Origin of the sequence: Cyclobacterium qasimii M12-11B, from assembly GCF_000427295.1 — a bacterium.
GTDB classification, from domain to species: domain Bacteria; phylum Bacteroidota; class Bacteroidia; order Cytophagales; family Cyclobacteriaceae; genus Cyclobacterium; species Cyclobacterium qasimii.
Map to the genome: position 1 here is coordinate 22,409 of NZ_ATNM01000087.1, position 13,328 is coordinate 35,736.

Annotated in this window: 8 protein-coding genes and 1 rRNA gene; 2 read left to right on the forward strand and 7 right to left on the reverse strand. The window is 41.3% G+C overall.

Going from position 1 to position 13,328, the window contains the following annotated elements; genetic code table 11:
- Nucleotides 1-226: 226 nt before the first annotated feature.
- Genes ADICYQ_RS08415 through ADICYQ_RS08425 form a run of 3 tightly spaced genes read right to left on the reverse strand, consistent with a single transcriptional unit; the run spans nucleotide 227 to nucleotide 3,875 of the window.
- The gene (locus tag ADICYQ_RS08415) at nucleotides 227-2,893 is read right to left on the reverse strand and encodes a PVC-type heme-binding CxxCH protein (protein WP_235114508.1); all 2,667 of its coding nucleotides are present in this window, start codon (nucleotides 2,891-2,893) and stop codon (nucleotides 227-229) included.
- A 50-nt stretch (nucleotides 2,894-2,943) separates the two neighbouring features.
- The gene (locus tag ADICYQ_RS08420; RefSeq protein ID WP_152520473.1) at nucleotides 2,944-3,714 is read right to left on the reverse strand and encodes a sugar phosphate isomerase/epimerase family protein; all 771 of its coding nucleotides are present in this window, start codon (nucleotides 3,712-3,714) and stop codon (nucleotides 2,944-2,946) included.
- Nucleotides 3,672-3,875, reverse strand: coding sequence for a twin-arginine translocation signal domain-containing protein (locus tag ADICYQ_RS08425; protein ID WP_161625589.1), 204 nt, complete (start codon nucleotides 3,873-3,875; stop codon nucleotides 3,672-3,674). The genes ADICYQ_RS08420 and ADICYQ_RS08425 overlap by 43 nt, the downstream gene beginning before the upstream one ends.
- Before the next feature lie 533 nt (nucleotides 3,876-4,408).
- Here ADICYQ_RS08425 and ADICYQ_RS08430 point away from each other — a divergent pair.
- Nucleotides 4,409-4,864: an Hsp20/alpha crystallin family protein gene (locus ADICYQ_RS08430; RefSeq protein WP_020893647.1), complete on the forward strand. Its 456-nt coding sequence runs from the start codon at nucleotides 4,409-4,411 to the stop codon at nucleotides 4,862-4,864.
- A gap of 92 nt (nucleotides 4,865-4,956) precedes the next feature.
- Here the strand turns inward: ADICYQ_RS08430 and ADICYQ_RS08435 are convergent, their stop codons facing one another.
- The 3 genes from ADICYQ_RS08435 to ADICYQ_RS08445 form a co-directional block, all read right to left on the reverse strand.
- Entirely contained in the window at nucleotides 4,957-5,970 is a 1,014-nt protein-coding gene (locus tag ADICYQ_RS08435; protein ID WP_161625590.1) for an amidohydrolase family protein, read from the reverse strand.
- Nucleotides 5,971-6,483: 513 nt separating this feature from the next.
- Complete coding sequence (locus ADICYQ_RS08440) at nucleotides 6,484-7,836, reverse strand: Gfo/Idh/MocA family protein (protein WP_040415230.1); 1,353 nt, start codon at nucleotides 7,834-7,836, stop codon at nucleotides 6,484-6,486.
- A 528-nt stretch (nucleotides 7,837-8,364) separates the two neighbouring features.
- A complete protein-coding gene (locus tag ADICYQ_RS08445; protein WP_020893652.1) occupies nucleotides 8,365-10,536 on the reverse strand; it encodes a right-handed parallel beta-helix repeat-containing protein in 2,172 nt (723 codons plus the stop codon).
- Nucleotides 10,537-10,706: 170 nt separating this feature from the next.
- On the opposite strand from ADICYQ_RS08445, the gene ADICYQ_RS27385 reads away from it, so the two are divergent.
- Nucleotides 10,707-12,827, forward strand: coding sequence for a polysaccharide lyase 6 family protein (locus ADICYQ_RS27385; RefSeq protein WP_161625591.1), 2,121 nt, complete (start codon nucleotides 10,707-10,709; stop codon nucleotides 12,825-12,827).
- Between the two features lie 305 nt (nucleotides 12,828-13,132).
- On the opposite strand, the gene rrf is transcribed toward ADICYQ_RS27385, so the two are convergent.
- Nucleotides 13,133-13,244, reverse strand: a 5S ribosomal RNA gene (gene rrf / locus ADICYQ_RS08455).
- Nucleotides 13,245-13,328 lie beyond the last annotated feature (84 nt).

Sequence of the window (13,328 nt, forward strand, 5' to 3'; positions counted from 1 at the left end):
CACTTTTCTTTACACTTCAATCTGCATACCTAGGTATAAAGAACACTATAACATAAGGGTGATATTTATGTAGCAAAAGTACCAGCTTTCGGTTCGGTGTTAAGACTTTTAATGGTTTTAGGAGTAGGGTTGCTTTTTCTCAGGAACAATACCTCCAAATTAATGACTCAGGCCAACAAAGTTCACTCTCAAATACCCTGGCATCAGAATTTAATGAGATTTCTGCCTATCGCTCCAGTAAAAAAGACAGCAAATCTTTGAGGTCGCTGTCTGTAAGATTCCTTTCTAAACCTTCGGGCATCAATGAACTTTTGATCAAGCCATAATCGGCTATGTCCTCCTTAGAAAACGTAACAAAGCCTTTTGCTAAAGTATATATCACGATGCTTGTTTCTCCCACATCTATCTGCCTTCCTTGATGGATTGTGCCATCTTTCAATTTAATAAACCAGCCTTGCCATTCTGGGCTCATTTCATGGGAAGGAAGCAAAATGGAAGTAATCAACATGTTCCTGTCTTTGGACTGACCTACATTACTTAGGTCCGGGCCTAGGTCGCCTCCTTTACCCTCTATAGCATGACAAGTCGAACAAAGCGCCATATTGGAATAAAAAACCCTTTGCCCACGTTCCCCATCCCCTTTGGATGCCAACAATGCTTGCCATTCTTTTTGATCGGTGTTTTCCGGCCTTCCTGACAATACTCCCCGATTCAAGCCTATTTCCAATTGCTGTTTTAGTGGGGAATTGTTGTCCTCTCCCATGGCTGACAGTTTTTCTTCAAAAGCTTTTTTGACCGATGCGGTATTGATTTTGGAACGAAGATACCTGGCGGCTTCAATTTGCACATTTTCCTTTTCATCCTCAAGGAGCCCAATTAGCCGTTCCCAATCCTGCAAAGGCTGGCCCGAAAGGGAAAGAATTGCATCGGCCCTAAGCAGTTCGGGATTGCCAGGATCCAGAGCGATTTCCAATAATTGGTTTGCCAATTCCTTGTCCGGATGATTCTTCAGCATCCGGACGATTTCCAACCTTATTTCAGGATCATTTTCCTTTGTAAGAAAAATCTGAAAAAGATCTTTCTGACTAGAATTGTCTTCCATATATCCCAGGGCAAAAACCCGAATTTTGCCCAATTTACTTGGGTCAGCAACCAGGGAGGATAAAAAATGATCAGGCAAGGGCCTTTTTAAGGATTTAGAATTCTTTATCTCTTTGGATTTGTAAGCTGCCATAAATTCCGGCTGAAGGAGTTTAACCGTTTCCAGATAGGTTTCAAATAGTGCTTTAGTCACTTCCCCTGCATTAAGTGCCAATTCCAGGTCATTTCTCCTTTCGGCAATTTGATTGCTGCCAATCCAAATCAGAGCGCTATTCCTTATCACTGGAACAGGGTCAGTCAAAAATTGTTTCACCACAAATTCTACTTGCTTGTCTCCAGATTTTTGGAGGGCCAACAAAGTTCCAAGCCGAATGGCAGGATCGGCATCAGCTATTTTTTTCAACAGCTTGTCTTTAAATTCTTCCTTACTCAAGGCCATTACAGTGGCATGGACCAGGAATGGATCATCAGATTTCAGATTTTGTACCAGGTTCTCAAACTTTGGATTGGAGGTGATATTGGCATTTGCCTTTTCCTGCGGCTCCCAAGGCAGGAAGGGGTCAAACATGTGCCTCATTTCCAGGGTTTCTACATCTTTTTTGGTCGTCAGTTTCCAGATTTTCCCTCTTCCATGATTTGGGTAGCTTCTCAAGACCCAATCGGTAAAATAAATGGTACCCTTGCTGTCCGTAGCAAAAGCAACTGGTCTAAAATCTTCTTCCCCAGATACAATGACTTCAGTAGTACCAGAAACAGACAATCCATTCCCCTGCATATTGGTGCGTACAATGGAACTTTCCTCCCAGATAGAACACAGCATCTGGTCCTGGTAGTCCTTTGGAAGTTTCGCCAAACTGGCATTCAGCAAACCGGATGGGGCTTCTCCTAAGGCCACTGCATAGGGTAAAGTACCTGGCAATTCCCCATCCCAGGCGGAATAGGGATGAATACCACTTCCGCCAAACATGGATTTGTAGCCATAATCTCCCCCTTGAACGGCATGTACCAAACGGTTGGGGCCACGGCTATCGGGATCATTGTCTGCCACCATCAGCCTTCCGTAATTATCAAATTTCAAGTCAAATGGGTTCCAAAAACCAGTAGCAAATTCTTCCAGTTGGAAACCATCCAACCTTGCCCTCATGATGTTTCCTCCATCCCCATAACCTGAAACAGTGGAGCCATCCGTTCCTTGAAAAGACCAGGCAATTCCTCCGGTATTGCCCCTACTTATGTACATCCAGCCATCAGGTGAGAATGCAATGCCTAAAATAGCGGCATGCGCATAAACCCGGGCCGGTTCCGTCAATCCCAATAACTTTTTATTATTCTCGCTAACTCCATCCCCATCTTCATCATAATACGCCCATACCTCTTTGGAAGTTACCACATATAGATGGCCTTCTGGTGAAAAAGCAATATTCAAGCCTTCATGAATGCCTTCAGCAAAAACAGACATGGAATCTAGCTCTCCATCCCCATTGCTATCCGACAATACCTTGATTAAATCACCATCCGGCCCCTTATAATCCTTGGGAGGAACATGGGTGTGCGACTCCAATACAAAAAGTCGGTCCAGGCTGTCTATCGCAATGCCAATAGGAGTAACGATGTCCGGATCTTCCATTACAAGAGATAAGTTCAATCTATCATCAAAGAGTTGAAAACCATCCGGCATCGGGATCTCGGATTCCCTATTTTGAGCGCAGGAAAAAAATAATCCTATACTTATTAGAATTAAGAGGAGGAATGATGGGCTTTTTAAACGTATAAGTGAAGTCGTATGCGGCATTTTTTGGGGCTATTTTAATGGACCTTTATGAAAATTTGGCAGGCGTTGATTTACCTTTCATACTTTTCAAAAAGGTTGTAAGCCCTGGTAAGGTCCTTTACAAAATCTGCTTCATGATCAGTCCGCACCATTTCTATGACCAAATAGCCTTCATAGCCGTGCTCCAGCATTTTTTGGATAACCGCATCATTTTTAGTCACCCCTTCACCAAAGTTAACCACCTTGTGGATTCCCATTTCCACGGTGTCCTTGAGGTCCATGTGCAAAATCTTGGAATGGAATCGCTCCACCACTTCCATTAGGTCAACATTGGCCCCATCAAAATGGGCATTGTCCATACACATGCCTACATTGGGAGAGTCAATGGCCTGAAAAATTCTGTCGTAATCTTCAATGTTTTCGAGGTTATTATTGGCGTGATTTTCAACCAGTATCAGCATATCCATTTCTTCTGCTGCGGGAGTTATTTCCTTCAAAACCTTGATAATTGCTTCAAGCCCCCCTACTTTCCCTCTTCCTCCTCCTGTAAATTTTACTCTTCTGCAGCCCAATTGTTTGGCTGCTTCCATGTTCCAAAGTTTATGGGTAACATCCTTGATAATATTACGATCCGCTCCAAAAGAAGTACCCTGTATACAAATTGGACGAAGTTTATGTTGCTTACAGCGTTCCTTGATACTGCGTAGGCCATTGGGCGTAAGGTTACGACCATACCAGCAATTGAATTCCACATTCTTATAGGGAAGTTGTGGAAGGTAATGAAAAGCTTTTTCAAAATTCATGTCTCCAAAACCATCCATTGTAATGGTGGCAATGGCCATTTCCACCTTTTCTTTTTAAGGCCTTCGGCAAATTCAGCCCCATGGGATAGAGATGGACTAATCAGGCCCATACCCGCCATACCTAAGCCGGCTGTTTTTAAAAAATCCCTTCGTGAGCTGTCGTTTTTAATTATTTCATTTTCTGGGTTTGTATTGTCCATTGTTTTCATAAATCCGGTATCTTAAATCCTTTTCAATTCCTATAAAACATTTTTTCAAAGCAAGAAATCCTGTTTAATGGGTCTCGCTTAAACGGTTAACCTTGGAATATAGCAGTTTAAGCCCTTTTCTCCTAATATCGCAACAAGCCAGAACAGTGCGGAAAAAAATAGGTGAGACTGCAACGCTGAAAATTAATGAACCATTATACTTTCCATCAAACTGTCTGAAAAATTACTATTCTACACTATCTAGCAAGCATGGAAAGATCAAACCCCACACAAATCGATAAGTATTTCCCATAACTAATGAAAGTTAAAATTATGGGGAAAAAGCAATCCGTTACAAGGTTGGGCTTCCCACAATAAAAATATGCCATATCGTCACGTTTAACCATAGCACTCAGTCATAATGTCATTTTTTGTATTTAAAATATGACGTATTGTCTTGTTTATCAGTCTTTTAAGACATTTATAGGATTGGCATTTACTTTGATTAATGTGTATAAAAGAAGTTAAAAATTAAAAAAATAGCCATGACACTTATAAAAACAAACGGAAGAAAACCACAGGCTCCTGATTTTAACAATTGGTTGGACCAATTATTTGATGTACCCTCCTCTTTTGTTTTGGGAAATCCTGAGAAAAGATTCAATGGAAACAGTCCAGCAGTAAACATTAAAGAAAATGACAAAGAATTCCTTTTGGAGGTAGCTGCACCTGGTTTGAAAAAAGAAGATTTCAATATCTCCTTTGAAAAAAATCACCTGATCATTTCTGCAAGTAAAAAGTCCGAAACGGAAGAAAAAGTTGAAAGTCATAAGGTAAAACGAACTGAATTTCAGTATGAAAGTTTTGAAAGGAGTTTCTTAATTGAGGAAGATAAAGTAGACGTAGATCAGATCAACGCGCAATACCAAGATGGAATCCTTAAACTAGTCATTCCGAAAAAAGAAGAAGACAAAAGAGTGAAACAAATCACTGTATCTTAATCGCGAGAAAGTCCTGAAGTAAATTATAGAAAGTTCCTTGGTTAGCCAAGGAACTTTTTTGGTTTATTTCCAATAGACTCCATAGCGTTTGCTTAGCTCCAGCCGAAAAGTTGTGCTGCATTACCACCTAGTATTGCTGCCTGCTCCTGTAATGAGAGGTGCGAGAGGTGCCCCAGCAGGTCCTGACGGTAGCGGCGGTAGGAGTCAGGTGTCGCATCTGTATTGAAGCCCCCGCCATAGATCATCCGTTCGGCGCCCCAGGCACTGGTCAATTGGCGGATGATCGGCCTGATATCCTGGTGAGGATAGTGCTCTGCTTTTGGGATCGATGCTAGCTTCATTACTGTGTTAGGATAGTCAGCCCAGCGCAATACCCTGGCATATTCCTCTGGTGATCCTTGAAACGGCCGCCCAAGATGATCGATGATCACGGTGGTGTCAGAGAATTCCTGGATGTAACGCTCAAAGCCTGGAGCATAGCGGGGTTCGAAATGCAACTGCACAGCAACGCCGGCATCAGCAACACTACGCCACCATTTACGGAGTTCCGGTTTCCCAAACGGAGGTAACCGATCGGGAGCGTAAGCATGAACCCGGGACGCAATAATACTCCCTTCACGGTCCTTCAAAAATGATGGCATCGCAGCCAGGGAATCAGGCTGGTCAGCGAAAAACAGGCAGGTACCCTTCAGTCGGCCCTCTCCAACTTCCAAACAATGATCCAGGTAGCGATGGTCGTCCTGGTACGGTTCAGGGTGAACAACGATTGCGTATTTAATCCCTGCTCCGTCCATGCAGCTCAGCAGGTGCTCTGGAGTGGCAGCGGAATTAGGTTGATAGGGTCCATTGGGATGATAAGGAAATTTATTGCTATCGGGGCCGGCAAAACAATGCAGATGGGTATCGACAACCGGCAGATCGCTGTGGGCCTTTTCGGCCCTCGACCTCGAAGTAAGGGCAAGGCTAGCAAGTGATCCACCTAAGATCCCTAGGCAGTCACGGCGGTTAATGCAATTCCCCTCGTGGCCTTTTTTCGGATGGTTCTGTTGCCTGCCGAAATAAATGGCTGTTGAATAGTCATTTGTATTAAAGGGCTTCAGTCTCAAGGCTATATGGGTTTGGTTAAACAACCCCTAAAAGTTACTACAGTCTTCCTAAAAAGCCAAATGAATAGCTGAATGGACTGGTAAATTATTTCTTCGAAAAGAGTTGGCTTGATTATAGGTATAGTAAATCGTTTCAACAGGCCAATGAAGAATAATCAATACGTATCCGTATAAAACCTTAGGTTCGGAACAATGATTATTAATTTTCCCCAGTAATCAGTGTAACAGGCTTTTTCTAATGCATCTTGTTGTGTTCAAAATACTTTGAAAGTATTATTATCCCGCGTCTCTGATTTAACTTCTAAGTAAAATTTGGTAAATCCCTCCTATAAGGTGTAAAAGGATTTTACTAAATTATAAATTGAAATGGTTGTTTTTGACCCGTTTTAAAATAAGGTTACAGATTATTGATTAAATAATGATATAGGTTTACAGTTTTGAAAACGTCCCCCATCCCCTTAAAGGGGATAGGCTCCATTTTATTACCAGCTCAGGTTATTAATGTCTTCAATTTTACCAAAGGTCTTCTCCGTAAGACCAACCTTCGCGAACTGGTTCTTTAATGTATGCATCTAACTCTGGACGACCAATGGCCTTCATGTTTTTTGCGTCGTAGTTGATCGTTCCGCCAAAACGTTGTGCTAGTACACCAACAAGTCCCATTTCTGTTAAGTCTGAACCATATTCGAAGTTTGAGCCCGGCAAGGTGTCGTTTTTAATGGCAGCCACCCATTCTTGTACTGGTTTTTCTTCGGCTACTCTCGGAATGGTCTCTGCTGGTTTATTCTTTTGGAAATCTGCCCATTCTTCTTCAGGAACAAGTAATCGAGGATTGTTTGGACGCCCTCCATGGTAAAGTGTCTTCTTAGAACCAATCATAATCATCCCATTGTCTGGCATTTCTTTAAGCCCATACTCTTCCTTTAATTCGGGTGTGCCCATGCCTTCAAGCCATTTCATAGTAACAGGTGGTTTATTACCACGAGCTCCAAATTGCCATGTTATCGTTGATTCCCTGGCAATCATACTATGATCCGGAACTTCAGGGTTTGGAACCACGGCATCTACTGTATGTGGCATTCCAAGATCCAATGCCCAAAAAGGAGCGTCTAAAGTATGACAACACCAATCAGCCATTGCTCCGCTACCGAAATCGTAGAAAGACCTCCATGATTTGGGTGCATATTCATTATTAAAAGGACGATCAGCTGCTGGACCTTTCCATAAATCCCAATCTAAACCCTCAGGTACTTCATGTTCTGGAAATGGAAACCCTTCAGGCTTCGAGAAATATCCATCCGGATTAAATGTCGTTGGGCCTCCCCATCTAATTACTTCTTTAACCTCTCCAAGAACACCTGCATCATACCACTCTTTTACTAATCTAATTCCATTGGTTGTATGTCCTTGATTTGCCATTTGCGATACGATACCATAATGTTGTGCTGCTTTTTTCATGGTACGGCATTGCCAAATATTATGCACTAATGGTTTTTCAACCAATACATGTTTTCCAAGTTGCATGGCAGCCATTGCCGCTGGGAAATGGGTGTGGTCAGGTGTAGCAATCATAACGGCATCAATTTCGTTGGCCATTTCGTCGAACATCACCCTGAAATCTTTGTACTTTTTAGCATTAGGTACAGTTTTGTAAGCATGCTCAGTCATTCTGTCGTCAACATCGCACATGGCTACAATATCCTCTACGGCAACCTGGCTCCAACTGGCACGGCCTCTGGCTCCTACACCAATCATTGCAAAACGCAATTTTGTACTTGGTGGACGTTCAATAAAATTAGGGATGAATAATGCTCCTAAACCGGCCGTTGAAGCTGATTTTAGAAATGTTCTTCTTGTTGATTTCATTATATTCTTTTGATTTAGGTATAACTTGACTACCTAATTTAAAAACCCTTTTGGTTTTTTGAGCCGGTTTAAGAACTGGCAAAAAGACAAAGGGTATCTAATCGTAGCCAATTTGGTTTATCTCCAGTCAAAATACTTTATTTTTTGTCTTTTGGGCATAAAATACCTCTGATTTGTATATTTGAGCTAATTGATTGTACCACCACCGTATACCCATGGGTTAATCCTCCTATTTTTTTCCCTCTGTTATTTATATCACTTCGATGAGCTTATCGAGCTACTCCGATCTGGTCCAAGTTTAGCGAAGCGTAACTTAGACCTATCATGAAGAAAGTTTTCAACTTTTGGTATTGAAGAGAAGCGCTTTTTAGGTTGACTTCGGCTCCGCTCAGTCACCTATACCATAGTCGAAGAAAACAATTCAATAGAAATGGACTTCAGTCCACAAACCCCTCACTACCTAGGAGTTTTGGCTTTGCTAACTTGCTTGATTGGGTCTAATGGATAAGTTTTCCCTTGAATTATAATTTATTTTGGCCTATAATTTTCATCAAAAGAGAACAGCATTTTATCAATAAGAATTGCCCCTTCTTCATTTTTTACAATTACTGGCCATTGTCCTGCAGTGGTAATTATTCTCACCGGAACTTTTATCCATTTCCATTTTTTATTATTAGAAACAGAAAAGCTTTTAGATTTTTGATTATTGAACACTACCTGAACAGTGCTTTTACCTGAATTTTGATTTTTGACCAAAAGCCAGATGAAAATATCCACATTTTCAGAAGTGCCCACGGAGTATTCTATAAAAGTTTGTTGTCCACTATCTCCCTCTTCCGTCTTAACAAATTTATTAGCTGTGGACTCAGCATCATTAAGCACCGAAACATTTCCATAGGAATAGGAATAATCCTCAGCTTCAATAATATTTGTGTTTTCATCATTCAGAAATAATTTCTTTCCCTCCCCATCGCGCGCATACCTGATAATTTTATTATCTGTTGCGATTTTCGCAGCCTCCGAAACAACAAGGGAAAATTGGTATATTCCATATTGATAAAACCGCACCTTGGTTTGAATTTTATTTGAGTCAAGAATGTCAACCTCCCCCGGACCGTTTTCTAATTTCCAGTAAAAATCAAAAGATTTCTCCGAACCATTGTTTATTTCCCCGTGTAATGCCCCTTCATTTAAAGGAGACAACAACACCTCATCTTTACCGGCATCAACAAATAAATTAGGTTGATGGGAAATAATCTTGTTATCAGTATTATACTCAATAGCTCCGATATCAGGCGCTAATCCGGCAATATAAGTTCCAGGTATTTCCAGAAAACCTATGTCCTTTAATTCGTACTTGTCTATCCCTGCATCAATGCTGGGACTGTTTTCATCCGGCATAAAGCTGATTCTATCAAGAAGTGGATCCACAGAAAAAATATTTCCTTCTTTGGTTAAATTATTATTAAGCTCAATGAAATCATCACCTCCGTTTCTAAAAAACAAATTATGCACGATAGCAGAATTTCTACCAAATCTCTTGAACCCTCCCAATGCGTTTCCTAGTACCTGGTTGTTAACCGCAATGATATTATTACCACCTGTAGCCCCCATTTGGTTATCCACTAAGGTATTATTGAAAAAATAAACCAGTTCATCCATTTTTGAGGCGCCACTTAAATCTTCTACAGTTTTTGAACCTTCCATACAACCCAGGCCTGTTTTACAGCCCCTTATAATATTGTGATGAATCATAAATTCCTTGCCCGTATATTTATCATAAGAGATGAGCTGAATCCCCGCATTTTTACTGCCAATAATAGAATTATCGCGAATAGTATAATTAATGTTCTGGTCAGGGTATGAAAACAACCTGATCTCAATTCCGTCATCCTTGCTGTTAATGATCCTATTGTGCTCCACCAATATATCGCTGCCTATATTGTCCGGGTCGGATCCAATATCTATATCCAAGCCATCATCCCTGTCATTTTCAACTGTGTTATATCCGACGTATCCTCCTCCGGGGCCTTCAAAACTCATGGCATCGAGGTTGTTCACAAAATGATTATTCATGACAATAACCTCGGACATAATGTTTAATGTATGATCCCCATTAATGATATTTAGGCCACTAATCTCTACCCCATCTGCTAAGATGTTAAAAAGACTTTCATCTTCCGAATCAATAATGGTTTCCTTAATTTTTGACAAATCTCCTGTTACTTTCCATTCTGAAGAAATTGTAATGGATTTATTGATTTCTATCTTATTTTCAAAATACTTCCCTGGAGAAATAATAATCCAGTCCCCCTCCTTGGCCTCCTTAACTGCATTGCCGATACTTGGGAATTCCGCTGGAACTCTTAGGATTCGAGTGGGAATGGAGTCAATTTGAGGTTGAGATAAGCTGGTGGGTTTCTTGTCGTCGAAATTAAACAAGCTGTGGAAAGGATGATTCCCCCTAAGCGAGGGTAGGGTTGCACGATGTGATTTAATAATATGGACCATATTACTGTGTCTGATCATCAAGGGCTGCAGATTTTCTGACTTTTTCCGCTCTCCTTCAAATCCTTCAGGAATTCCCAAAGCATCAGCCATAACATTCTTCTCAGGAAAATCCACATGATTTACCCCATAGACCGTGAGGGACAAAAACAAACCAAGACCAGTGAGAATGTGAGGTAATCGAAGCTTCATGCGAGTTATAGAATATTTTTGGTTCATCTTCTAATATATGTACTATTATACTGAGAATAAATATATATTTTGACCAAACGTATAGGATATTGTAGGTTTAGAATAAAGCCAATAATGGTAACAGAATAATATATACCATAAAAGAAAACATGACACTAACTAGGAACATCATGACTGTTGGGCTCAGCTTGTTCTCCACTTTAGCGGTCAATTTCGCCATTGCCCAAGAAGGTGCGAAAGGTGAGGATAAAGCCATGGGAAATTTCGTCGAACTTTCAGATTCCAAATGGAAGAAGGTTTTCTACGATCCATGCACAGAAGATTGGAGGAATCAATGGAGCCTCGACGGACAGAAAGCTACGATCACAAACCAAAGGGATGGTATGGACTTCATCGGCGGCCCGAAGGCTTTCAATGATGCGCACCATGCTGTGCTCTGGACAAAACAAGACTTCAAGGGTGATCTCAAAATCGAATATGAATACACCCGGCTCGACAATGAACTCAGGATGGTAAACATTCTCTATATTCAGGCTACTGGAAGCGGAAGGCCTGGCTTTGACAAAGACATCAGTGCATGGGCAGATAAGCGAAATGTCCCTTCCATGAAGAGCTACTACAACAACATGAATGCTCTTCATATCAGTTATGCTGCCTTCGGCACGGATAACACTGTTCCAGGGAAAGACTACATTAGAGGTCGACGCTATATGGCAAACGGACTAAATGGGACGGAACTAGACAATGAATATGAGCATACAGGATTCTTTGACCCAGGCGTTCCACACAAGATAACGATCATAAAACGTGACCGGGACATCTATATGCATATAAAGAACAAGCAGAAAGAGATGCTTTGTCATTTTATTAATTCAAAGTTTCCACCGATTACTGAAGGGAAAATTGGACTGCGTCACATGTACACTCGCGGGGCCCGGTATAAGCACTTCAAAGTTAGCCTACTTGCTCAAGATACAGTCAACGCTGAAGTCCTGTCAAAAATATATGAAATCAAGACGGCTGCGGAACTGGCAACGCGCCTCAAGAGTGCAGATCCTGGGGATATTATGGTTTTGCCAGCCGGAAACCTAGAAGACTGGACGATTGATGTCAAGACTTCCGGAACAAAGGAGGCCCCAATCATAATCAAAGGCCAAGGTAAGGCCGAGACAATTTTTACAGGCATGAGTTCGATCCAAATCAAAGAGTCCTCTTACATCAATCTCGAAAACTTTTCCTTTTCAAACAATTCAGGAACAGCGATAGCCTTTAGCTCGACAAACCATTGCTCGGTCAACAATGCCTCCTTCACCAAGATCACGGCCAAGAGGATTATCAAGATCGAAGGAAATGGGAAGAACAATGAAATCACCTCATGCCATTTTTTCAAAAACCCATCGAAAAATATCGAAATAATAATTGGTAATAAAAGTGAGCCGGTGGAAACAATCATTCGCGACAACCTGTTCGAGGATGTACCACCAATCGGAGGGAATGGGCGTGAGACCATCCAGATAGGCCAAAGTCAGACAGTCTATGGAGAATTTGAAGCCAATACACTGGTGGAAAACAACCGCTTTATAAAGTGTAGCGGTGAATCAGAAATCATCAGTAACAAAAGTTCCGGCAACCGTTATATTGGAAACCTGTTCCAGGAATGCGAAGGGGAATTGGTCTTGCGCGGCGGTGTCGGTTGCACCATCGAGAACAATCGATTTGAAAACTGTACCGGAGGAATAAGACTGTCTGGCAAGAACCATAGGGTAAGAAATAATGTCATGTGGAAAAGTAAGGGCTCCGGAATCAGTCTCATGTATGGCGTAAGCAATGAAGCACCTGCTTTCTATTTAGCAGTAAGCGGGTGCACAATTGAGAATAATACAATTGTAGACGCCGGAAGTCCCGGAATACAAATTGGCACCAATCGCGAAAGGGATCTGTTGAGCAATCCGACTAACAAAAAGAAACTACAAGGAAATCCCAGCAGATATGGAACGCACTTTGACATGACCATTGCTCCGTACGATAATATCATCCATTCAAATGTTATCTACGGAAAGAAAGGCAACCTAATTACTGCCGACAATGCTCCCCAAAACATTTTCAAAGACAATTTGGCATTTTCACCCAACATCAAAGCAGATACTGATAACATGTATCATTTTATTCCGCTTGAATTCGTAGATCTGGAGGCAGGAAATCTAACATTAAAAGCAACTAGTGCATTTACGTTATCAAGCGGCGCTAGAGGCAAGGTTTGTGAACCAGTACAATTAAAGAAGCCTAAATAATAGAATAAGGCAATGGCTTGAGAGATAGCAAGCGTCTTTTTGCAAACTATTCTAAATCAAACAATAATTTAGGCAAAGAATAAAGCATGCCATTTAATGTGTAATTTTCTCATCCAAGAAGGAGGTACACCAATATGCTTTTGTAATCTCTATCCATCTCTTAATTCCAGGCAGGCGCATACTGCACTTCATTTAAAATTGAATACAGACTTATCCATTATTCAATAAGATGCAGCCATTTTAAACCCCATTTTTATTAAAAAAGACAAAAAAAACCCGTAGAGAATTCTACGGGTCTATAATAATGAAGGCGGCGACCTACTCTCCCAGGTGTAACCCCAGTACCATCGGCGCGGCAGGGCTTAACTTCTCTGTTCGGGATGGGAAGAGGTGGGTCCCCTGCGCCGGGCCGCCTAAATCTTCGTGATTGCTATTGCTAACGCCCACTTAATTTCGTTAATCAGTATATATTTCAGGTTAAAAAGCATAAAAAAGACCCAT